This is a genomic window from Gordonia sesuvii (assembly GCF_036350415.1).
GTDB lineage: Bacteria > Actinomycetota > Actinomycetes > Mycobacteriales > Mycobacteriaceae > Gordonia > Gordonia sesuvii.
Map to the genome: position 1 here is coordinate 458228 of NZ_JAZDUF010000003.1, position 22914 is coordinate 481141.

Here is a 22914-nt window from a genome sequence, read left to right on the forward strand (position 1 = left end):
ACTCACTGCGGGCGGACTCCCAACAACGCTGCCAACTGCCGCGCCAACGGATTCAGGTTCAGCTTGTCCGGATCCTTCTTCGGGGTGTCGTCCCACGGCTGGGCGAAGTCCGGATTCGCGTACACGGCCCGTTCGCCGCTGCGCACGCCCGTCGGGTTACCCACCGGCACCGAACATTTGGCGTTGGTGTTGAACGGGAACTCGTCGTACCGGATGTCGAAGGACGGGTCCTCGCGCTTCATCCGCTGCACCATCTCCTGCGTGCCCTCGTAGCCCCGGGTACAGGCGGCCGGGTTGTTCGTCTCCAGCACGACACCGAAGTGGATCTGACCGTCGCCGGGGGCGGGGCTGTGGCTGCCCGCCGACAACGCCGACAACATGGCGAACGTCGCCGAGGTAGCGAAGGCGGTCGGTTCGATCGTCCGGACCGTGCTCGCCAACTGCTTGACGACGGTGGAGATGTCGCCACCGCTCTCCTCGAGAAGCGCAGAGATCTGGGTCGCCGATGCGGTGCCGGTGGTCAGCAGACGCCGCAGATCCGGATCGGACTGCGCCAGAGTCGCCGTGATGACGTCCAGGTTCCGCGACCACGACAAGATGGCATCCGACTGCTCGGCCTGGGTACTGAGCACCACATCCGAGTTCTGGATCAGCGAGATCGTCTCGTCGAGCGAGTCATAGCCGGCCCTCGACAGCTTCGACAACGAGTCGACGAGACGGGTCAGGTTGTTCGCCTGGCCGTCGAACGCCTTGCCCAGCTCCGTGATCACGGTGTGCAGGTCGTCGACCGGGATCGACGACGTGAAGTCGATGGCCGAGGCCACCACGTCCTCGAGCTCCGGCGGCACCGACGTCTCGGTGATCACCGATCCGTCCTCCAGATACGGACCCTCCGACGATGTCGGCTGCAGGTCCACATACTGCTCACCGATCGCCGAACGGTTGGCCACCACCGCGGCCGCCGACGACGGGATCTCGGGCCCGCCCGAGTCGAGCTCGAGGGCCACGTTCACGCCGTCCTCGGTGAGGCTCAGCGATCCGACCCGACCGACCGGCACGCCCTGGTACGTCACCTCGGCGTTGGTGAAGATGCCGCCCGACGACGGCATCGACGCGGTGACGGTGTACTGGCCGAAGCCGGCCAGGCGATCGAGCCGCGCGTACTTCGCGCCGACGTAGACCAGCGCGACCAGTCCCACGATGACGAACACGATGAGCTGGATCTTGGCCATCCGGGAGATCATGAGGGCGCTCCGATCATGCTCAGCGGACCGTCGATGAACCGCTGGCCCGGCTGTGCGGGCGGCATCAGCGTGAACTGGCCCTCGCCGTTGTCTGCATCGTCCCCGTCGTCGGAGCCACGGGAATTCGACGGGTCATCGGAGTCGGCCGAGGCCGGCGCGCGTGCCGAGCCGGCCGCCGGGTTCATCGGGTATGTGCCACCCGACGGCGGTGTGTTGGGCCCCGGCCGCCAGTTCGGGCCGGGCGGCAGCAGCGTGATCGTCGGCCAGCCGTAGCGCGGACCATTGTCCCCGACGTACGGGTTGCGCGGATTCACCGGCACATCGACCCGCTTGGGCGGCGAGTACTCGGGTGTCCCCTGCCCGACGCCGAGGGCCTCGAGCTGATTGAGCAGCCGCAGGTCCAGCGTCATGAAGAGGTTGGTCGCATCACCGTGCACGGCCGGCAGCAGCCAGTCGGGGAACGGGTGGGTGAGCATCAGCGGTGCCGCGGTGATCAGATCCGGAGTCGCCTTGGCCAACTCGCTGAGCACCGGACGCAGCGCCTTGAGGTCGGTGATCAACGCATCGCGCGACCTGCCCAGGACATCGGTACCCACCTGCCCCAGATCGTCGAGCTTGGTCAACAGGTCGACGAGCTGCGGACGCTGCTCCTCGAGTACCGCGACGCCCTCGGGCAGTTCGGCCAGGATGCGCTCGATCTGCTCGGTCTGGTCCGCCGCCCGGGTGGACAGGCGGGCGAGACCGTCGATGGCGTTGACGATGTCGTCGCGTTGACGGTTCAGACCGGTGATGAGTTGTTGGGTCTGCTCGAGCAGGCTCCGGAACACCGGGCACGTCCGCCCTCGCGGACCCACCTCGCACGGCTGATCCACGGAGCCCTCGAGCGCCTTGTTCAGCTCGGTCACGATCGGCTGCAGCTGGTTGAGCCCACCGCCGTTGAGCAGCATCGACAGCGCGCCGAGTACCTGCTCGATGTCGGTGGCAGTGCGGGTGCGGTCCAGCGGGATGGCCTCGACGGGATTCTGGCGGGGCAGTTCCTCGGCGTTCTCCGGCTCGGACAGTTCGATGAACTTCTCGCCGAGCAGCGACGTCTGCTGCACCGCGGCGGTCGCCGCGTCCGACAGGTCGATCTGACCCTGCACCTCGACCTTGACCTGCGCGAACCACTCGTTGTCGGGCACCTCGACCGCTTCGACGCGGCCGACCGGGATGCCGTCCATCTTGACCATCGACTGCGGCACCAGGTCGAGGATGTCCTCGAACTGGATCTGGTAGACGCGTGGGTTGTCGCCGGTGTCCACACCGCCGGGCAGCGGGATCGACTGGATGCCGTTGCTTCCGCAGCCGGACAGGACGAGCATCATCGCGGCGATCGCGGCACCGACGGCCACCCGCAGCGGATTGCGAGACAGGATGTGACGCATCAGTTCTCACCCGCCTCGGGTCGTTCGTTCGACGGTCGGGTGACCGCCGGTCCCGTCGGCGGCGCCGACTCCGCACCGGATTCCAGCTGCGGATCCGGGTTGCCCTGGTTGGTGCCGGGATCCGGGTACCGCTGCAGCTTGTTGTTGCTCATGATGCCGAACGGCAGCACCGGCAGCAGCGGCTCGAGCACACCGTCGGTGATCTGTTTGCCGATGTCCTCACACTGGGTGATCAGCGGGTTGAGGGTGGTACTGAACTGTTCGGCGGCCGGGTTGCCGTCGAGCAGCTTGCCCAGGTCGAGCAGTCGGCACTGCGCACCGATCAGGTCCTGCAGATCCGGGATCGTCAGGCGCATCGCCAACGTGCCGGACTCCGCGTCGTAGGCGTTGATCAGGTTGCTGATCGTGATCGGCAGAACGGTCAGGACCTCCTTGAGGTGGTCCTTGGTGTCCAGCAGCGCCTGCGTGGTCGGCTGCAGACCGCGCACGGTGTCCCCGAGCAGTTGCCGGTTGTCCTGGACGAACGTCGCGACGTCGCCGAGAGCCACCGACAGCTTGTTCAGTGACGCCGACAGCTGGTTGCGCTCCCCGGCGAGGAACTCGTTGAACGAGGCCATCTGCCGGTTGAATTGGCGCACCTGTGCGTCGTTCTCGCGCAGCGCGCCGACGAACACGTCGAGGTTCTTGACGGTGTCGACGATGTTGCCGCGCGAGTTGCTGAGGGTGGTGGTGGCGCGGGAGAGCTGCTCGATGGTCGCGCCGAGCTTCTCGCCGTTGCCCTCGAGGTTGTCCGCTCCGGTGGCGACGAGGTCGCTGACCGCGCCGTCGCGGTTCGCCCCCTCGGGGCCGAGCGCCTCGGACAGTTCCTGCACGCTGGCGTAGATCTGGTCGACCTCCACCGGAACCATCGTCTGGTCGATCGAGAGATTGATGTCGTCGGGGGCCTTCTCCCCTCCGGTGTAGGCCGGGGTGAGCTGCACGTAGCGGTCGGCGACCACCGACGGGATGATCTGCACCGCACGCACATCGGCGGGCAGGTCGACACCGCGGTTGACGGTCATCGTCACCTTCACCGTGTCGCCCTGCGGGGTCACCTCATCGACCTTGCCGACCTCGACGCCGAGGACCCGTACGTCGGAGCCGGAGTAGATGCCGACGCTGCGGGCGAAGGTCGCGGTGATCTTGGTGGTGCCCATCATCGAGAAGGCCCACCACAGCACGCCCGCGACGATCAGGGCGACGATCACCCCGAGCACGAGCATCACGATGTGACGGGGGGTGAACCAGCGCCCCGGACCGGAGGTGCGGGTGAGGTCGGGTGCGCTCATCAGCCGGCCTCCGTTCCGCCGTTGTTCTGCAGGACCTGCTTGTTGGGTGGCCGGGTGGTGTTCTGCTGCGGCAGCGCCGGCGGCAGCAGGTTGGTCACCACCGACTCGAACCAGCGTCCGTTGCCGAGCACGTTGGCGTAGAGCCGGTAGAACGGCGCCATGTAGGTGATCGTCTCGCGCAGGTTCTGGTTCTGTTCGGTCAGCAGCTCGTTGACCTGTTGCAGCGACTCGAGTGCCGGGCCGATCTGCTCCTGGTTGTCACGGACGATGCCCGACAGCGAATCCGACAGGGCCGTCGTGGTGGACAACAGATTGGAGATCGCCTGCTGGCGATTGTTGAGCTCGTCGAGAAGCTGCCCCGCGCCGGCGATCAATCGGACGAACTCCTCGTTGCGGTCGGCCAGGATCTGCGACGTCGACTTGGTCGCCTCGAGCAGCCGCTGTACCTCCGCGTCCCGGCTGGCGATGGTCTCCGAGAGCCGCGACAGTCCATCCAATGACGGTCCGATGTCGCCTGCGGTGCCGGAGAAGGCGTCGCGCAGCGATTCCATCGAGTCGGCGAGCTGCGTGGTGTCGAGCTCCTCCACCTGGTCTGCGGCATCGGAGAACGCCTCGACGACGTCGTAGGGCGACACGGTGTCGGTGAGCACGACGTCGGGGTCGGCCGGTTCGGTGCCCTGCGGGTTCAGGCCCAGATACTTCTGACCGAGGATGGTCTTGATCTGGATCGACGCCTGCGTCTGGTTGCCGATCCAAGTGTTGGTCACGCGGAAATCCACGTCCACGTGATCGCCGTCGAGGCTCACGCCGTCGACGGTGCCCACCTTGACGCCCGCGACGCGCACCTCGGCGCCCGGCTTGAGGCCGGCCGCCTCGGTGAACTGGGCGGTGTAGCGGGCGGCCGCCCCGATCAGCGGTAGCGAGTTCAGGAAGAACGCCGAGACCGCGGTCATCAGGATGATGAGGATGCCGATCGCGCCGATGCTGACCGGGCTGCGTCGCCCTCCGAAACGGCGGTGCGGGTGCTGTTCGTCGGCCTGCTGGTCCGGCCCGTCCGGGTTCTGCCCGTCCCGGTTCTGATTGTCGTCAGCCACAGGTCAGCCCCCCGGCCTTTCGTCTTTCCAGCAGCGGGTGGCGGCGCTGGTGTAGAGCACGTGATTGATGTCGGGCAGCGGGATCAGCGGCTGGGTCAGCAGCGTCGACTTGCCGTTGCCGGCCACCACGTCGATGCCGCACAGATAGAACTGGAACCACGAACCGAACGACGCCGCCCGGCCGATCTTCTGCAGTTTCACCGGCAGGTTCGTCAGGATCTCGGTGACGTCGTCGTCGCGGGCGTTGATCTGGTCGGCGAGCGACTTCAGACCGGCGATGTCGCCCTGGATCGCCGGGCGGGTGGGCTGCAGGATCGACGCCGTCACCGCGGTCAGGTTCGACACCGACTCGATCGCCGACCCCACCGACCCGCGCTGCGCGGCCAGCCCCGTCACGAGTTGCTCCGTGTTGTCGAGCAGCGCGGTGAACTGGTCGTCGTTGCGGTTCACGGTGTCGAGCACGGAGGTCAGGTTGGTGATCAGCTCCCCGATCACCCGGTCCTTGTCCGCGATCGCGTTGGTCAGCTCCGAGGTGCTGCTGATCAGCTGCGAGATGGTGCCGCTCTCGCCCTGGAACACCTTGATGATCTGATCCGACAGCGTGTTCACGTCCGCGGCGGACAGCTCACGGAACAACGGTTTGAAACCGTTGAACAGTTCGGTCAGGTTCACCGCGGGATGCGTGTCGCGTTCGTCGGGGTTCGGGTTGGTGCCGAACGTGTAGCCCGTGCTCACGGTCCGGTCGGGGTCGCCTGCCCCCTTCTCCAGCGCGAGATATCGCAGGCCGGTCAGGTTGCGGTAGCGGATGTAGAGCTGGGTGCCGTCGGGCAACCGGTCGCGGTCGACGTTGAACTCGACCATCGCCTGGTTTCGTTCGTGCACCCGCACGTCGGTGACCTGGCCGACGCGGACGCCCGCGATCCGGACGTCGTCGCCCGGGTTCAGCATCGCCGCGTCGGAGAAGACCGCCTTGAAGTCGCTGTCGCCGTCGCCGCCTGCGTTGGCGATGGTCAGCGCCAAGAGACTGGTGGCGATCACGGTGACCACCGCGAAGGTGATCAGCTTGATCAGCGGTCCGGTGATGGATTTCATCGGATGTTGACCTGCGCTCCCTGAAGCGACGCGCCGCCGATCGTGGTGACCCACGTGGGGACCTTCTCGGGATCGGTGCCGTTGGCGCCGCCGTAGATGACCTTCAACTGCTTCACATAATCGGGATCGTCGAACGGATTCGCGGCAATCGTCCCCACCGGCGTGGCCGAGAACTGCGGCTGCGGCAGCGTTTCGACGTTGCGCGGACCGGCGTTGCGCGACGGCGGCTGATACGAGCCGTCGGCGAGTCCGCCGCCCGGGTACTGCGGGAACGGCCGGCCGTCGCGGGCCGGTTCGTAGCAGACCGCCGGCGGGTCACGGTCGAGCAGTCGCGGCTCGTCCTGGTTGGGCAGGTAGCGACCGCGCGGGTTCACGAACTGCAGGTTCACGCGCACACCGGGGTTGTCGGTGCCCTGCCCGACGATCTTGCGGGATTCGGGGATGAGGCCCGCGAAGTTGCGGAACGTGCACACGAACGTCGGCGACTGCTTCGCGAGACCGACCAGGAACTCCTCGGAGCCGACGAACAGATCGATCAGGTCGGTCCGGTTCTCCCGCAGGAACGCGGTGGTGTCGGTCGCGGCCACGCCGACCGTCGAGATCAGCGTGCGCAGGTCACCCTGCCGTTCCACGATCGTGCGGTTGGTGGTGCGGAAGTTGTCGAGGGCGTCGATGACGTCGGGCAGCGCCTCCGAATAGGTCTGCGAGAAGCTCGACAGGCCGCGCAGGGTGCTCTGCAGCTCCGGCATGTTGTCGTTGAACCGACGGAAGATCGTGTCGAGTTCCTCGAAGGTCACACCGAGCTGCTCACCACGACCGTCGAGCGCCTGCGACAGCGACGTCAGCGTGACGTTCAGGTCGGCCGGCGGGATCGCGTCGAGCACCGGCAGCAGGTCGTCGAACAGTTCCTGCAGTTCCTGTGCGTTGCCACTCTCGTCGGTGTAGATCGTGTCCCCCGCCGCCAGCGTCGCGGCCGCCGCTTCGTCGGTGGGCACCTGCAGGTCGACGTAGCGCTCACCGAACAACGTCTTCGGCAGGATACGTGCGGTGGTGTTCTGCGGCAGTTTCGCGGCCATGTCCGGATCGAGACCGAGGGTGACCGCGACCGACCCGTCGTCGGTGGGTTCGACGTCACGGACCTCGCCGACGAGGACGCCGCGCGCCTTGACGTCGGCGTTCTGCGGCAGTGCGTTGCCGGTCGAATCGGTCTGCAGGGTGACGTCGGTGAACGTGGTGAAGCCGTCGTTGAACTTGGTGATGGTCACCGTGAAGAACAGCGCCACCACCAGGAAGAACACCACTCCGAGCAGCCGGCGACGAAGCGTCGACATCGATCAGCCTCCCACTCGGACGGTCGTCGTGGTGCCCCAGATCGCGAGACCGAGGAAGAAGTCGAGGATGGCGATGAGCACCAACGCCGCTCGTACCGCGTGACCGACGGCCACACCGACACCCGCGGGGCCGCCGCTCGCGTAGTAGCCGTAGTAGCAGTGGACCAGGATGATGACGAACGCGAACACCAGGACCTTGCCGAATGACCAGAGCACGTCGGCCGGCGGCAGGAACAGGTTGAAGTAGTGGTCGTAGGAGCCACCCGACTGGCCCTGGAACACGGTCGTGATGGTTCGCGACGCGAGGTACGCCGACAACAGACCGAGCACGTAGAGCGGGATGACCGCGATGAAACCGGCGATGACCCGGGTGGACACCAGGAACGGGATGGACGGCACGGCCATCGACTCCAGGGCGTCGATCTCTTCTGAGATCCGCATGGCGCCGAGCTGGGCGGTGAATCCGCAGCCGACCGTCGCCGACAACGCGAGTCCGGCCACCAGCGGCGCCACCTCGCGGGTGTTCACGTAGGCCGACAGGAAGCCGGTCAGGGCCTGCGACCCGAGCTGATCCAGGGCGGCGTAGCCCTGCAGTCCGACGACGACGCCGGTGAACCCGGACATCAGCACCATCACGCCGACGGTGCCGCCGATGACCGCGAGGCCGCCCGACCCGAACGCCACCTCGGCGAGCAGGCGCAACACCTCGCGGGTGTAGTGCACGAGCGTCTTCGGAATCCACGCGAGGGTGCGCCCGTAGAAGGACATCTGCTCGCCGGCACCGTCGAGCACCTTGAGCGGCTTGCCCAGCTGCTTGCGGGCTTCGTACATGTAGTACTCGGGGCGCGACTTCGCGATCGTCACGCCGCCCTGATCACCGGCCACGCTAGCCCCCCTTCGGCGGAACGATCTGCAGGTAGACCGCAGTGATGATCAGATTGGCCAGGAAGAGCAGCAGGAACGTGATGACCACGCTCTGGTTGACGGCGTCACCCACGCCCTTCGGTCCGCCCTTCGGGTTGAGGCCCTTGTAGGCGGCGACGACCCCGGCGAGCACACCGAAGATCGCCGCCTTGACCGTCGAGATGTAGAGGTCGGGCAGCTGCGCCAGCGACCCGAACGACGCGAGGTAGGCGCCCGGGGTGCCGCCCTGCACGATGACGTTGAAGAAGTAACCACCACCGATGCCGACGACGGCGACCAGTCCGTTGAGCAGCATCGCCACCAGCACCATCGCCAGCACGCGCGGGACCACGAGGCGCTGGATCGGGTTGATACCGAGCACCTCCATCGCGTCGATCTCTTCGCGGATGGTGCGCGAGCCGAGGTCGGCGGCGACGGCCGAGCCCGCGGCTCCCGCGATGAGCAGCGACGTCACCAGCGGCGACCCCTGCTGGATCACCACCAGGACGCTGGCCGCACCCGTGTAGGACTCTGCACCCAGCTGCTTGATCAGTGAGCCGGTCTGCAGGGACACGATCGCGCCGAACGGGATGGCGATCAGTGCGGTCGGCAGGATCGTGACACTCGCGATGAACCAGGCCTGCTGGATGAACTCCCGCAACTGAAACGGGCGCACGAAGGACTGCCGCGCGACATCGACGAAGAGCTGCACGATGTTGCCGGTCTGGGCGAGCGCGCCCGTTCCGGCCTGAGCTATCCGATCAACGCCACGCGTGGTGGCACTGCTCATCCTTATTGACTCCGACCGTCGTTGGGTTGCTGGTGGCGGCCGGTCTCGATGGGCTGGGTGGCATCTCCGACGGGCGGAGTGGCCCAGCTCTGAGTCGGCGCGTCACTACCCGGGTAGTCGTCGCCTCCGGCAGAGGTCCATTCCCCCGACCCCTGTCCGGCACCCACGGCGACGGTCTGCTGCTCGTCGTGGTGTGCCTGCATCTCCTCGCGCATCCGGTCTTCTTCCTCCATGCTGCGCCGGATGGCGTCCTGCGCATTCGGCGGCAGGGTGTGCAGCATCTCGTGCACCCGCTCGCGGTGGCGCGCGACGGCCTTGCGTTCGGGCATGCCCGGATTGGGCTGCACCTGCGGGATGATCTCGGAGAAATCGTCCTTGGTGCCGCCACCGCCGATGCCGGCCGCCTGCATCGCCTCTTCCTGCTTCTGGACGGCCTCGTCCTTCTCCTCGGACATACCGATCGGACCGAAGCGGTCACCGGAGAGGAACTGCTTGACCACCGGCTGCTCGGATGTCAGCAGCTGCTCGCGCGGACCGAACATGACCAGTTCCTTGCGGAACAGCATGCCGATGTTGTCCGGGATGGTCCGGGCGATGTTGATGTTGTGCGTGACGATCAGGATCGTCGCGTCGATCTGCGCGTTGATGTCGATCAACAGCTGCGAGATGTACGCGGTACGAACGGGATCCAGACCCGAGTCCGGCTCGTCGCAGAGGATGATCTGCGGGTCGAGCACCAGCGCGCGGGCGAGGCCGGCGCGCTTGCGCATACCACCGGAGATCTCACCGGGCAGCTTGTCCTCGGCGCCGGCCAGACCGACCAGGTCGATCTTCTCCATCACGATGTCGCGGACTTCGTCTTCCTTCTTCTTCGTGTGCTCACGAAGCGGGAAGGCGATGTTGTCGTAGAGGCTCATCGAGCCGAACAACGCGCCGTCCTGGAAGAGGACGCCGAACAGTTTGCGGATCTCGTAGAGTTCCTTGGCCGAGCACTTGGTGATGTCCGTGCCGTCGATGACGACCGATCCCTGCTCGGGGTGGAGCAGACCGATCAGCGTCTTCAGGAACACCGACTTACCGGTACCCGACGGACCCAGCAGGGCCGACACCTCCCCCTTGGGGAGCGTCATCGTGACGTCGCGCCAGATGTTCTGCGATCCGAACGACTTGGTGAGCCCCTCAACGCTGACCTCTACACCCACTGCATCCTCCCAGACATTCGCTGCCCCCTGCGGCGGTCGGTGTGACCACACACGTACCGGCGACAATTGTGGTTGGGGTCACTGTAGCGGAGACCCATAGCAGCTCACATGTGTGCGCGCCACAATCCTGGACAGTTGACCGAACTCCCCCGAGGCCGATCGTCCACCCTTACCCGTCGGTAACTTGGCTCGCTCGATGAGCGTAGTCGATGCCACCCCGATCGCAAAAGTGCGCCGGTGGTCACACCCCCGTACCACGACTCGAGGAAAGTCCGAACGTGTTGACCACAGTGGTCTGCACCATCGAACGGCATGGAATGTCGAGCGTCGATGTCATTGGGCATCTGGAGTCGGCGGACGCACGCGGCCGCTCTCGTCGACGCTGCCGTTAGAGTGCAGCGAGGCGACGGCGTCGCGAATCGCAGGCAGGGGGCGCGGTGAACAGGGCGATCGTTTGCGGGATGACGTTGTTGGTGTCGGTCGTATCGGTTGCGGTGATGGGCGTGTGCTCCGCGGCCACTGCGGTGGCGCGACCCTCGGGCACGACCATCCTGCCGACCCCGGCAGGCCCGCACCCGGTCGGTCGCACCATTCTCCGATTGATCGACCATGACCGACCCGACCCCTGGCACCCGGACCGTCGCCGCGAGCTGATGGTCACCGTCAGCTACCCGGCAACTGCCGCCGACAGCCACCCCCTGGGTCACTACGTTTCGCAGGTGTTCGGCGCCGCGGTGTCGCGCTACCTCACACAGACGCTCGCTGTGCCGACGAGGGCCGAGAATTACGTGGGGCTACGTACCAACGCGCACGACGGCGCGCCGGTCGCCGCCGGTTCCTTCCCCGTACTTCTCTTCTCACCAGGCCTCGGCGTACCTCGCGTCTTCGGCACCGCGGCCGCCGAGGATCTCGCAAGCCGCGGCTACATCGTCATCTCCATCGACCACACTTTTGAAGCGCAGGCCGTGGAGTTCCCGGGCGGCCGAGTCGTTTCGGGGATCACCCCGCCCACCGACACCGCTGCGTCGCAGCGTTGGCGAACCAAGGCGCTGGCGGCGCGAGTCGAGGACACACGCTCGGTGATCGACGCGCTCACCGATATCGCTCGCCACGATGACTCTCCGGCCTCCTTGCCCGACGGGCTGGTCAGGTCGATCGACCTGACCCGTGTGGGCATGTTCGGCCACTCACTCGGCGGTTTCACCGCCGCCGAAGCAATGTCGGCCGACCCGCGCATTCGTGCCGCGGTCAACCTCGACGGCAGCCTCGCGATCGACGACCAGCTGGGTTCCGCTGCAACACGCGGCCTCGACCGGCCGTTGCTGCTCTTGGCCAGCGGCCAGGTCGCCGACGGCGGCGCTCTGGAGAAGTCGTGGGGGGCGGTGCGGCGCAATTCCACCGCCTGGCAGCGTTCGATGGTCCTGCCGGATTCCGGCCATTACAGCTTCACGGATCTGCAGTTGCTGATCCCGCCGATAATCTCGCAGCTCGCACCCGAACTGGCGGCCTCCTACATCGGTACCGTCGATCCGGTGACCGCCTACCGCACAACCGTGGATAGCGTGGACGCGGTATTCGATCATTTTCTGCGCGGTGGGCCGCCAGCTCTTCTCGATGGACCTTCGGCGGGCGGCCTCGCAACCTGGGCTCCCACCGGTTAGGCGTCCACCCCAGCCTCTCTGCGGTTTGGCGGACGTCACCGTCGGGTGAGCCCTTCCCGTGACCGCCGGCAGCACCTGTGCCGCCCGGCGAACGGATTATCCAGTCGGCGGCCGGCTGCGGTGACCCAGACGGTCATCGAGTCGCCTGAGAAGCAGCATCCGGGCAGCACTTCCCGGCCGACCGGACACAAACGCCAGATGCACGCAAAAAGGCCCCGAGTCCAGCGGACTCGGGGCCTTTCGTGACGCTCGTCGAGAGCGTGGGGTCTTGCTCGGTCAGAGAACTGACGTCACTTGACCGAGACCGAAGCGCCGGCCTCTTCGAGCTTGGCCTTGGCAGCCTCGGCGGCTTCCTTGTCGACCTTCTCCAGGAGAGCCTTCGGAGCGCCCTCGACGAGGTCCTTGGCTTCCTTCAGGCCCAGGCCGGAGACGATCTCGCGGACCACCTTGATGACCTGGATCTTCTTGTCGCCAGCGCCCTCGAGCACGACGTCGAACTCGTCCTGCTCGGCGGCGGCCTCAGCGGCACCACCGGCAGCCGGAGCACCGGCAGCGGCGACGGCGACCGGAGCCGCAGCGGTGACCTCGAAGACCTCTTCGAACTTCTTCACGAAATCGCTGAGCTCCAGCAGGGTCAGTTCCTTGAACTGATCGATGAGCTCGTCAGCGGTGAGCTTCGCCATGGTGGCGTCCTTCCTGTCAGTCCCCGTACGGGGGTGGTTCATCCCCGTACGGTTCGGGGATTGCTTGGGTGCAGCGGGGCCGAATTACTCGGTCTCGCCGGCTTCGTTCTTCTTCTCCTGCAGGGCCGCGGCCAGGCGCGCCACCTGCGAAGCCGGCTGATTGAACAGTCCGGCAGCCTTTGCCAAGTTGCCCTTCATGGCACCGGCGAGCTTGGCCAACAGAACCTCACGGGTCTCCAGGTCGGCGATCTGTTCGATCTCGCCGATGGACAGCGCACGGCCGTCCATGTACCCGCCCTTGACCACGAGTGCCTTGTTGTCCTTGGCGAAGTTCTTGATCGCCTTTGCGGCCGTCACCGGCTCGCCTTCGATGAAGGCGATGGCGGTCGGACCGCTGAACAGCTCGTCGAGTCCCTCCACGCCCGCTTCGGCAGCGGCACGCTTCACGAGGGTGTTCTTGGCGACGGAGTAGGTTGCGCCCTCACCGAGCGAACGTCGCAGTTCGGTGATCTGGCTGACGGACAGACCACGGTATTCCGTGACAACCGCTGCCGATGAGCCCTTGAACTGCTCGGCGATCTCCGCAACAGCGGCGACCTTTTCGGACTTGGCCATACTTCGCCTCCTCTCTCATCACTAGAGTTGGGTTCAGACCCAACCGGAGCCGAAGAGGCGGGAAACTGTCGTCGAAACGACAAACGCCCCGGCACGCAGAGGTCCGGGGCGCGACATCAGCACGGCCACAGCCGTACTGTCGTTCCTCGTTCTCCCTGCGCGGGCCGCCGACCACATCGTCACCTCGATGACGTGAGCCGGACCTTCGATCGGGAGTACCCGATGACCGACGGTCTCTGGTTGAACCGATACGGCACACGGTTGTGTGCCACACCAAGCGAATAGGCTACCTGACCGTGGGTGACGCATCCAAATCGTCGTCGCAGATGCCCGGGCGGGGCGAGGCCGACGACCGCGCGGCTCGTGCCGCCGATGCCATTGTCGACCGGCACGTGCGGCGGCTCGCCTACCTACCGGGTACCCGTTTGGCACGGATCGCGTGGCCGTCGGGCCGCGTCCCCATGGTGGCCGGTAGCTGGCATTACTGGTGGCAGGCCCATGTCGTCGACCTGCTCGTCGACGCCGCGATCCACCGTTCCCCTGCCCTGGCCGACGACGTCGATCGTCTGCTGCGCGGCATCCGTCTGCGCAATCTCGGCCGCTGGACGAACAACTACTACGACGACATGGCCTGGCTCGGCCTGGCGATCGAACGCGCCGACCGGCATCTCGGCCGCACCCACGACGACGCGCTCGCCACGCTGGTCACCCAGATGCTCGAGGCCTGGATGCCGGCGCGAGGCGGTGGCATCCCGTGGCGAAAGCCCGACGTGTTCTTCAACGCCCCGGCCAACGGCCCGGGCGCCATCCTGCTGGCGCGTGCCGGCGAGGTCGAGCGGGCGTCGGCGATGGCCGACTGGATGGACCGCACCCTCATCGACGACGACTCCCATCTGGTGATCGACGGCGTCAAACCTCTCGCCGGGGGCGGCTTCGAGCGGGTCACCGCCATCTACACCTACTGCCAGGGCGTGGTTCTGGGCACCGAACTGGAACTGCTTCGCCTGACCGGCGAGCCTGTCCACACCGACCGGCTCGACCGTCTGCTGGGCGCGGTGGAAACACGCCTGTGTGATGACGGTGTGATCCCCGGAGCGGGCGGCGGCGACGGCGGCCTGTTCGCCGGGATCCTGGCCAGGTATCTGGCGTTGGTCGCCACGGACCTGCCGCGCAGTCCGACAACCGACGGACTCCGTCGTCGCGCGGCCGCCCTTGTCACGACGAGCGCGGACGCGACATGGACTCACCGTTACGACACCGAGAGTGGGCCGGTTTTTGGTCCCGACTGGCGCAAACCGGCGCACCGACCGTCAGTCGGCGGCGGAAAAGCCCAGTTCATCGGTGGTGCAGTGCACTCATCGGAGGTGCCGGAACGTGATCTGTCGGTCCAGTTGTCCGCCTGGATGGTGCTCGAGGCGGCGGCCGCCATCGAACTCGGGTCACGCGAGCATGATGAAACCGACGCCCCCTAGTTAGCGATCCGATATCGGCGCTCAGCTATCCTCGTCCGGCGAGGTGACGAACGCCACACCTATGGTGTGGGTCTCACCTCGTCGTCGACACACCGCAGGTGTCGACGACGAGCCGGCGACGACGCCCGCGATAGATCGGTGGGTCTCGCCCCGGAGGCAGGGTGATGCACCATGACGTACCGATTGGACCACGACCACGCCACGGCTCCGCGACGCCGAACGGGCCGGATAGGCGCCCCGCATTTCGGGTCGCTCCCGCTCGGTGATCCCACCGGCGGCGCCGACGCCATCCGCTGGCGCGAGCAGGTCGACGGCAAGCCGCTCTATCCCCGCGTGTCGATCCAGCGTGACGTCGTGCTCACCATGAGTGACGGCGTCCGGCTGCGGGCGACCGTGGTACGGCCGGCCAACCGTTTCGGGCAGACCGTCCTCACCCCGTATCCCGCCGTCGTCAACATCAATCCGTACAACCGGCTCGCCGTCGACGTCCTCGACCACACCCTGCACGCACCGGTGCTCGGCAAGGCGCTGCGCACCGCGTCGGCGTCCGTGGACGGCACCGGCACCGGTCTCGAAGGCCTCACCACGCTGACCAAGACCCTGTCCGGCGGCGTGTTCGACGTGTTCGGCGTCAACCGCAATCTGGTGCGCAGCGGCTACGTCCAGGTCATCGTCGACGTCCGCGGCACCGGCGCCAGCCAGGGCAAATGGCAAATCCTCGGCGAACGCGAACAGCAGGACTCGGTCGAGATCATCGACTGGACCGCCGACCAGGACTGGTGCGACGGCAGCGTGGGGCTCGCCGGCTGGTCGTACTCGGCGATCAATTCGCTGCAGGCCGCCGACAAACGACCACCTGCCCTGAAGGCCGTCTTCGCGGTCGAGGGTTGCGACGACATCGTCCGCGACATCTACATCACCGGCGGGATGCCGTCGGCGTTCATCCCGGCCTGGCTGTCGGTGGTGAACCTGCTCAAGTGGGTGCCCAACCCGAGCAGCCCCATCCGGGACGTGTTGCGCGGCGACACGCTGCGCTGGGCGCGTGACCGGATCAAGTCGCCCGCCACCGAGATCGGCTCGCTGATGTGGGGCTTCCTCACCGCCCGCGACGACCGCATCTTCGACGACCCGTACTTCGACGAACGTGATCCGCAGGTGGACCGTATCGAGGCACCCACGTTCACTGTCGGCGCCTGGCACGACCTGTTCGGGCGCAGCGCCACCGGCATCTATGAGCGTCTGCAGATGGAGCCGGGCCGTAAGCAGATGCTGGTCGGCGACGGCTATCACGTCGACGTCGGCTCCGGCTATGGCGACAAGAGCTCACCGCCCCGACTCGACGTGTTGGAGCGGGCCTGGTTCGACCGGTGGCTCAAGGGCCACCGCAACGGCGTCGAGTACTACGGGCCCGTCACCATGCGGCAGCAGGGGGGTTCGTGGACGTCGGGGCCGAGCTTCCCCCGGCCCGGGGTGCGGCCGCAGCGCCTCTACCTGAACGCCGCCCCGTCGGGGTCGGCCGAGCACGCCGTGCACGACGGCACCTTGCGGCACGAGCCGGTCGATCACCAGACATCGCTGCACGTGCAACCGGACGTGCGTGGCGCCGTATCGCGCGACATGTCGCAGGTGACCGCGGGCGCGGCCATCGCACTCGGCAAGTCGTTCACCGTCGACGCCCGGTATCAGGAACGCGGTGGGCTGTCGTTCACCACCGAGGCGGTGTCGGAGTCGACCACCATCAGCGGCCCGATGAACCTGCGGCTCAATGTCGCCACCACCGCGCACGAGGCGATCTGGGCGGTGACCGTCAACGACGTCGCCCCCGACGGCACCTCGACCGTGCTCACCAACGGCGCGCTGTCCGCATCGAACCGGGCCGTCGACCGCTCACAGTCCACCTACACGGCCGACGGCAGTCTGCTCTCGGCGCACCACTATCTGTCACGCAAACGCAAACTGCCGGTCCCGGCGGACGAACCGGTGCGCATCGACGTCGACCTGGTGCCGACCGACGCCGTCCTCGAACCCGGCCACCGGCTGCGGGTGGATGTGTATGCGGCCAGCTTCCCGCGCTACCTGACGGTGGTCCCCGACCTGATCAAGGCGCGTGGTCGCCGTCAGCGGCTGGTGCTCGACCCGCGGCATCCGAGCTACCTGACGTTCTGCGCGGGCGGGGAGTTCTAGGAAGTTCACCCGACCCCTGAGGAACCCCGGAGCCGGCAGACGGTCACCCCCGACCCCTGAGGAACCCCGGAGCCTGCGGAGGGGTGTCACGAAGGGCGCACCGACGTCCCGGCGGGGCGGCGTGTCACGGATGTGGCACGTCGCGCCGCCGGAAGCCCACGATGCCCGCGACCAGAAGGGCCGCGGTGAGCAGCGTGAGCACCACGACGGCGGTAACCGACGCGTCGGCGGCAGGGACCGCACCGACCGAGTAGAGCGGCGAGATCCGCAGAATCCAGGCCGGCCAGTCGAGGCTGCCGCCGAGGAATGCGATGAACGTGGCGTAGCCGAGGAGTGCCCACACGATCGGTTGCGTACGGGGCCGCCAGCCGAACAACGCCGCCGTCAGCGCGCCGAACACCGCGACGGCCGGGAGGTAGGCCATCCCCGCGAGCAGGTTGTCGCCGATCTCGCCGGCATCGTCGAGCTGGACGGCCGCCACCACACCGAGTCCCAGACTGGGCACGAGCAGCACCACGATCAGCCCCGACACCACCACCGCGAGGTGTGTCCCCATCCATCGGCCACGCGACACCGATTGGGCGAGTACCACTTCCAGCAGACCGGTCTGCTCGTCGGCGCGCATCCGGCCGGCCGCGGCGATGACGTAGCCACCGGCCATCAACGCGAGGATCGCCATCGTCAGCGCGAGGTAGGCGTCGATGCCGAAGGAGTCGTCACCGAAAGCCGCACTGAGCTGCGGGTTGGCGGCGATGGCGTCGGCGACCTCCTGCGCGAGGCCACCGAACACGACGGCCACCGCGAATCCGCCGACCGACCACCCGATCACCGAGCCGCGATGCTCACCGATCACTCGACGGGTGACCGATCGGGTGTGCTCGCCCGCCCGCGCGGGGCCCGCGCGGGTGGCGAGCAGACCCGATCCGAGGTCGCGGGTGGCCGCTGCCCGGACGCCGACCGCGACAAGAGCAGCCGCGACGGCCGCGGCCAGCAGTACCGGCCACCATCGTGGGTCGTCGGCGAATGGCCGCGTCTCCTGCTGCCACGCCAACGGCGACAACCACTTCCACGCATTGTCGCCGACATCGCCGATCGCGCGAGTGATGTAGGCGAGGCCGAGCAACACCATGCTCAGGGAGTAGACCCGACGGGCCCGCCGCTGCCACTGGGCCCCACATAACGCGATACCCGTCCACACCGCGCCGAGCAGGAACAGCGAGATCACGTACAGCAGACCACGATCGGCGGGCACGCCTGCGGCAAGAAGGGCGATGAACATCCCCGCCGCGGTGACCACAAACGCGACGAGCGCGCCGACGACGGCCGCCACATGCGGCGCCCAGGACGCGACCGACCGCGAACGCATGAGTTCCAGGAGCCCGGATTCCTCCGGGGTGCGGGTGAATCGCACGACGAGGTGGGTGGCCATCAGCGGGAACGCGACCCCCGCGATGAACGCGAACTCGTTGGCCACCACGCCGCCGAGGTTGTCTGCGCCGTACGGTGTTCCGTTGATGGCCGCGATGGCCGCGTCGTCGCCGACCGTCGCGCCGTAGGTGGCCAGCAGTTCCGGTGTGCCGTAGGTGCGGTCGATGGCGATCAGCGTGACGACGTAGCCGGCGACGACCCCGAGCACCCAGGCCAGGTAGACCTTCCACCCCGTGCGCAGCTGCAGTCGGAGCATGGCGGCCATCCCGGACAGGTCGCTACGGGGTCGGCGCACCTGGGTACCAGTAGCGGTCGCCGCGGTCATGACGGCGCGTCGGCCGCGTCGGGTGCGGCCGAATACGAGCTGAGGAACAGTTCGTCGAGACTCGGTGGCCGCACGGTGATCGCGGTGACGCCGGCGGCCAGCACCGTGCTCAGCGCGGTCTCGAGCGTCTCCGCACCGACGTCGAACCGGACGTCGGTGCCGTTGTCGCGTTCGGCGACCTCGAGATGGACGACCTGCTCGAGATCGGCCAGGCCGTTCGGGAGTCGACGAGTGTGGGCCTGCACGTGGGTTCTCGAACCGCGGCGTAGCTCGTCGAGGCCGCCGGTGCGCACCGTCTTCCCGTCGCGGATGATGGTCACCTCGTCGGACAACGCCTCGACCTCGGCGAGGATGTGGCTCGACAGGAGCACCGTCGTCCCCGCGGCGACCCGTTCACGCACGGCGTCCTGGAACACCTCCTCCATCAGCGGATCGAGTCCCGATGTCGGCTCGTCGAAGATGAGGAGTTCCGCATCGGAGGCGAGCGCGGCGATCAGCGCGACCTTCTGCCGGTTGCCCTTGGAGTACTCCCCGACCTTCTTGGTCTCATCGAGTCCGAATCGCTCGACGAAGTCGGCCCGTCGCCCCTCGTCGAGACCGGCCCCGCCGTCGGCCAGGATGTCGACGCACTCTCCGCCGGTGAGATCCGGCCACAGCGCGACGTCGCCGGGGACGTACGCGATCCGCCGATGCAGCCGGACGGCGTCCTTCCACGGGTCGCCGTCGAAGAGCCGGACACGACCGGCGTCGGCCCGGATCAGTCCGAGGATCGACCGGATCGTCGTCGATTTTCCGGCGCCGTTCGGTCCCAGGAATCCGTGCACCCGGCCGGCGCGGACACATAGGTTCAGTCCGTCGAGAGCGCGTGTGCGGCCGAACGATTTGGTCAATCCCTCGACGTCGACGACGACATCCACGGTGCCTCCAGTGTTGGCGTTCTACCGCTACCTGCGTAGTGACCGTACGGCATTCGCGAACGGATTCGCCGGTCGCCGCGTTCGATCACAGGACATCGCTGTCACCGAACATCACCCGGTACACCAGGCCGGCCTCCGGGCCCATGACGAGGCCGACGAGGTCGATGAGGGTGACCGCGAAGCCGCGACCATGGGCGGGGTCGTCGGAGTCGTCGAGATGGTGGGCGAGCTCGTGTAGGACCACCAGTTCGCGCAACGCCCACCGGCCGTCCGCCGACGACGGGATCGCGATCTGGGCTTCGCCCGCCGACGATGTCCGATACTCCGCTGAGGTGAATCCGCGACGTTCACGCACGGCGACCGGTGCCGTCGTGCGGGGGAACCGGGCCCGCACGGTCGGCATGGCCAACACCCGCGACACGTAGTCGCGGACGGAATCGACGGATGCGAAGCGGGCCTCGCTCGGCAACGTGATCTCGGCGCCGGCGAGTTGGGCGGTGCGGCTCGACCCGGCGCGGTCGAACATGCGATGCACCAGCCGTTCCGCGGCGTAGAGCCGAGCGCGGCCGACGTCGCGTGGCCTCACATTCACCCTCCCGCTGCCCGTGCACGCCGGACCGGTTCATCGTCACGTCCCCGGCTGCGAGACACTACGATCTGACCGGCGGCCACCGGACACCGGGGCAGGGCGAGGCGTGGCTGGGTGAAACGGAGGTGGGCGAGGTGAGCTCTCCGTCGCTGGGTGCGCGGACCCGGGCCCGCACCGCCTCGATGCTCGAACGAGCCATGGCCGTTCCCGGTGCCGGGCTCGTCGTGCGGGTGCTGCGCGACCTCGCCGTCAACGACATCACCGACCGTGCGATGACCCTGGCCGCCCAGGCCTTCACCGCGGTGCTGCCGATGGTGATCCTGATGTCGGCGCTGCCCAGCCACGACATGGTCGCCGACGCCCTCGACGGGCTCGGTGTCAATCCTCAGCAGGTCGATCTGACCGACTCGTCCACGCCCGATTCGGTGACCGCGTTCGGCGTGCTCGGCGCCCTGATGGTGGTGGCAGGCGCGACGTCGCTGTCGCGGGCCCTCGGCCGGATGTACGTGTCGATCTGGCGGGTCGCCAAATTGCCGCTGTCCGGGTGGTGGCGGTGGGTGGTGGTGATCCTGCTGCTCCCGATCGGCGTGGTGGCACAGGGGTTCGCCGCATCCCTGCACGGCCTCACCTTCACCGGGATGACCGTGGACGGCTATGGGCTCGTCGGTGTGATCCTGGAGATCGTCGCGACCTTCCTCATCTGGACCACTATGTTCACCCTCTTGCCGCGACTGCTGGTGTCGTCGCAGGTACCGATGCGGCTGCTCGCGCTCAACGGTGCGGTGACCGGCGTGCTCATCACCGTCTTCCTCGTCGGGTCGCGCATCGCATTGCCGGCCTTCCTCACCGAGACCACCCAGCACTTCGGAACGCTCGGCCTGGTGTTCGCGGCCATCAGCTGGTTGTTCTTCTTCGCCGGGATCGTGGTGGTGTGCGCGATCGTCACCCACTCGCTGGTGTCCGACGAAGGTGCGGTCGGTGGGTGGATCCGCACCCACTTCGGGGAGCCGCGTCCGTTCGCCGCACGACCGGACACCCTCGACGGCCTGCTCGAGAGTCCCCCGCGCCCCGCCACCGACCGTTCCGCCGCCGACCGTTCCGCCGCCGACCGTTCCGCCGCCGACAGCTGAGCCGGCGATCACTCCAGCGCACCGCGAGGCGCGCCGAACTCGCGGTCGGGGCCGATCTTCGCGCGACGGCCCGCCCGGTCGCCGGCCCGGCGGGCGGCCTCCGAATAGCCTGCCGATGCGCTCGACGGACGCCACGTGCCCCGCGCCTTCGACTCCGAACGGTAGAAGTCGGAGACCTCGATCTCCTTGTCGCGCAGCGCCACCGCCGTCGACGACGGACGGTTGGCCTCCTCGGGATCGGCGCCGAGCGCGTCGGCCCGCGCCTGCTCGCGGGCCTCGTTCAGCCGTTTGCCGATCCGTTCGGCGAAGGCCGACTGGAAGTTGAGCCGCGCCGTGATCGGTGACAGCGGCTTGGTCTCGACCACACGGCGGGTGCGCCATCCCGACCCGCGCGTGACGACCCGCGAGAACTCCTCGTCCTTGTAGGCACCCGATCGCAGGTACGCGTCGCTGGCCGCGACCATCTGCACCACCAAAGACGTGTAGAGCGTCTCGCAGGTGTCGATGTCGGCGGGGAAACCGTAGGCGACCACGTACGTCGAGTTGCCCGCGACGTCGACTGTGATGTCGTTGGCGCGGGCGATGGCCACGAACAGTTGCACGTAGGTGCGCAGCCCGCGTTTGCCCTTCTCCCCGATCGTCACCTGCCGCGACACGGGCACCGTCGCGCGCCGGCCGGCCGGATCATGCGATCGGGCGACGGCGAGATCGATCGACGCAGCGGTCGCCAGACGTTGTGCGGCCTGCATGAAGGTCTCGGCCTCGTGCGGGTTGTCCGTGCCCTCGGCCTGATTGAGCAGAGCGGCGATCCGGGTGAGCAGCTTGTCATCGCGCATATCTTTCAGACTATCCAGCGGCCCGATCGGTTCCCTCTTTCTTGTTCCTCCCCCCGAAATCCGTTCCTCCCCCACAAACGTGCGGAGAATTTGCCAAGACCGGGAGGACGAACCGGGCCGAATCAGTCCGGCACAATCTCTCTCGTGTCATTGATCGATGAACCCGCCGGGTTCTCCTATCCCTGCAACGACCCCGAGGCGAAGGTCGTCTGGGCGCTGCGCAAGGTCGAGGTGTCATCGGACGGGGCGGAGTCACCGTCGCAGCTCTACCAGGTCGGCGGCCGTGTCGAGATCGAACAGATCATCGACGACCACATGCAGCGCGCCGGCACTGACCTGACCGAGGTGGCCGGCACCCTGTGGACCCGCACACTGCACCTCCGCGACGGCGGCCGCAGCGAGTTCTGGATCATCCTGGAGGTCATCGACTGGCGTTGCCTGGACTGCGGGTGGAACCTCCAGCGCGTCGACGAGTACTACATGGTGAACGACGACCTCTGGCTCAGCGTCGTGCCCGACCGCATCGGTCACCTCTGCGTCGGGTGCCTCGAGGGTCGGTTGGGCCGGGAACTGAACGCGGCCGACTTCCCGACCGGACGGAGCATCGACGGCCGCTACACCGAGCGGCTATGGGACCGGGTGACCCGTCGAGCGCCGACCGATTGA

General features: G+C 67.5%; 20 protein-coding genes. 5 read left to right on the plus strand and 15 right to left on the minus strand.

What is annotated here, in order from left to right:
- Window positions 1-2 precede the first annotated feature (2 nt).
- From VZC37_RS12930 to VZC37_RS12970, 9 genes are all read right to left on the minus strand, one after another.
- Window positions 3-1244, minus strand: a complete 1242-nt coding sequence (locus VZC37_RS12930) for an MCE family protein (RefSeq protein WP_330432930.1) — start codon at window positions 1242-1244, stop codon at window positions 3-5.
- The gene (locus VZC37_RS12935) at window positions 1241-2605 is read right to left on the minus strand and encodes an MCE family protein (protein ID WP_330433147.1); all 1365 of its coding nucleotides are present in this window, start codon (window positions 2603-2605) and stop codon (window positions 1241-1243) included. Before VZC37_RS12935 ends, VZC37_RS12930 begins: the two co-directional genes overlap by 4 nt.
- 62 nt (window positions 2606-2667) lie before the next feature.
- Window positions 2668-3996, minus strand: coding sequence for an MCE family protein (locus VZC37_RS12940; protein WP_330432932.1), 1329 nt, complete (start codon window positions 3994-3996; stop codon window positions 2668-2670).
- Entirely contained in the window at window positions 3996-5090 is a 1095-nt protein-coding gene (locus VZC37_RS12945) for an MCE family protein (protein ID WP_330432933.1), read from the minus strand. The genes VZC37_RS12940 and VZC37_RS12945 overlap by 1 nt, the downstream gene beginning before the upstream one ends.
- A gap of 3 nt (window positions 5091-5093) precedes the next feature.
- The gene (locus tag VZC37_RS12950; protein ID WP_330432934.1) at window positions 5094-6182 is read right to left on the minus strand and encodes an MlaD family protein; all 1089 of its coding nucleotides are present in this window, start codon (window positions 6180-6182) and stop codon (window positions 5094-5096) included.
- Window positions 6179-7513, minus strand: coding sequence for an MCE family protein (locus VZC37_RS12955; protein ID WP_330432935.1), 1335 nt, complete (start codon window positions 7511-7513; stop codon window positions 6179-6181). The genes VZC37_RS12950 and VZC37_RS12955 overlap by 4 nt, the downstream gene beginning before the upstream one ends.
- Window positions 7514-7516: 3 nt before the next feature.
- Window positions 7517-8344 (minus strand): MlaE family ABC transporter permease, encoded by an 828-nt coding sequence (locus VZC37_RS12960; protein WP_330433148.1) that lies wholly within the window; start codon window positions 8342-8344, stop codon window positions 7517-7519.
- Window positions 8345-8399: 55 nt separating this feature from the next.
- Complete coding sequence (locus tag VZC37_RS12965; protein ID WP_330432936.1) at window positions 8400-9206, minus strand: MlaE family ABC transporter permease; 807 nt, start codon at window positions 9204-9206, stop codon at window positions 8400-8402.
- Between the two features lie 2 nt (window positions 9207-9208).
- Complete coding sequence (locus VZC37_RS12970; protein WP_330432938.1) at window positions 9209-10408, minus strand: ABC transporter ATP-binding protein; 1200 nt, start codon at window positions 10406-10408, stop codon at window positions 9209-9211.
- Between the two features lie 461 nt (window positions 10409-10869).
- Between VZC37_RS12970 and VZC37_RS12975 the strand changes: the two genes are divergently transcribed.
- Window positions 10870-12069 (plus strand): alpha/beta hydrolase family protein, encoded by a 1200-nt coding sequence (locus VZC37_RS12975; protein ID WP_330432939.1) that lies wholly within the window; start codon window positions 10870-10872, stop codon window positions 12067-12069.
- Window positions 12070-12359: 290 nt separating this feature from the next.
- Here VZC37_RS12975 and rplL read toward each other — a convergent pair whose 3' ends face one another.
- Together rplL and rplJ are read right to left on the minus strand one after the other, a co-directional pair.
- Entirely contained in the window at window positions 12360-12752 is a 393-nt protein-coding gene (gene rplL / locus VZC37_RS12980; RefSeq protein WP_330432940.1) for a 50S ribosomal protein L7/L12, read from the minus strand.
- A gap of 84 nt (window positions 12753-12836) precedes the next feature.
- The gene (gene rplJ, locus VZC37_RS12985; RefSeq protein WP_235723461.1) at window positions 12837-13367 is read right to left on the minus strand and encodes a 50S ribosomal protein L10; all 531 of its coding nucleotides are present in this window, start codon (window positions 13365-13367) and stop codon (window positions 12837-12839) included.
- Between the two features lie 296 nt (window positions 13368-13663).
- On the opposite strand from rplJ, the gene VZC37_RS12990 reads away from it, so the two are divergent.
- The gene (locus VZC37_RS12990; protein WP_431309395.1) at window positions 13664-14839 is read left to right on the plus strand and encodes a glycoside hydrolase family 76 protein; all 1176 of its coding nucleotides are present in this window, start codon (window positions 13664-13666) and stop codon (window positions 14837-14839) included.
- A 171-nt stretch (window positions 14840-15010) separates the two neighbouring features.
- Window positions 15011-17023 carry a CocE/NonD family hydrolase gene (locus tag VZC37_RS12995; RefSeq protein WP_330432941.1) on the plus strand — a complete coding sequence of 671 codons (2013 nt, stop codon included), beginning with the start codon at window positions 15011-15013 and terminating at the stop codon, window positions 17021-17023.
- 124 nt (window positions 17024-17147) lie between these two features.
- On the opposite strand, the gene VZC37_RS13000 is transcribed toward VZC37_RS12995, so the two are convergent.
- The 3 genes from VZC37_RS13000 to VZC37_RS13010 form a co-directional block, all read right to left on the minus strand.
- Window positions 17148-18776 carry an ABC transporter permease gene (locus VZC37_RS13000; RefSeq protein ID WP_330432942.1) on the minus strand — a complete coding sequence of 543 codons (1629 nt, stop codon included), beginning with the start codon at window positions 18774-18776 and terminating at the stop codon, window positions 17148-17150.
- On the minus strand, window positions 18773-19693 hold the full coding sequence (locus tag VZC37_RS13005) for an ABC transporter ATP-binding protein (protein WP_330432943.1): 921 nt from the start codon (window positions 19691-19693) through the stop codon (window positions 18773-18775). Before VZC37_RS13005 ends, VZC37_RS13000 begins: the two co-directional genes overlap by 4 nt.
- 85 nt (window positions 19694-19778) lie before the next feature.
- Window positions 19779-20279 carry a TIGR04338 family metallohydrolase gene (locus VZC37_RS13010; RefSeq protein WP_330432944.1) on the minus strand — a complete coding sequence of 167 codons (501 nt, stop codon included), beginning with the start codon at window positions 20277-20279 and terminating at the stop codon, window positions 19779-19781.
- A 137-nt stretch (window positions 20280-20416) separates the two neighbouring features.
- Here VZC37_RS13010 and VZC37_RS13015 point away from each other — a divergent pair, with 137 nt between their 5' ends.
- Complete coding sequence (locus tag VZC37_RS13015) at window positions 20417-21412, plus strand: YhjD/YihY/BrkB family envelope integrity protein (protein WP_330432945.1); 996 nt, start codon at window positions 20417-20419, stop codon at window positions 21410-21412.
- An 8-nt stretch (window positions 21413-21420) separates the two neighbouring features.
- Here the strand turns inward: VZC37_RS13015 and VZC37_RS13020 are convergent, their stop codons facing one another.
- Entirely contained in the window at window positions 21421-22248 is an 828-nt protein-coding gene (locus VZC37_RS13020) for a DUF2786 domain-containing protein (protein WP_330432946.1), read from the minus strand.
- Window positions 22249-22392: 144 nt separating this feature from the next.
- Here VZC37_RS13020 and VZC37_RS13025 point away from each other — a divergent pair, with 144 nt between their 5' ends.
- On the plus strand, window positions 22393-22914 hold the full coding sequence (locus VZC37_RS13025) for a hypothetical protein (protein ID WP_330432947.1): 522 nt from the start codon (window positions 22393-22395) through the stop codon (window positions 22912-22914).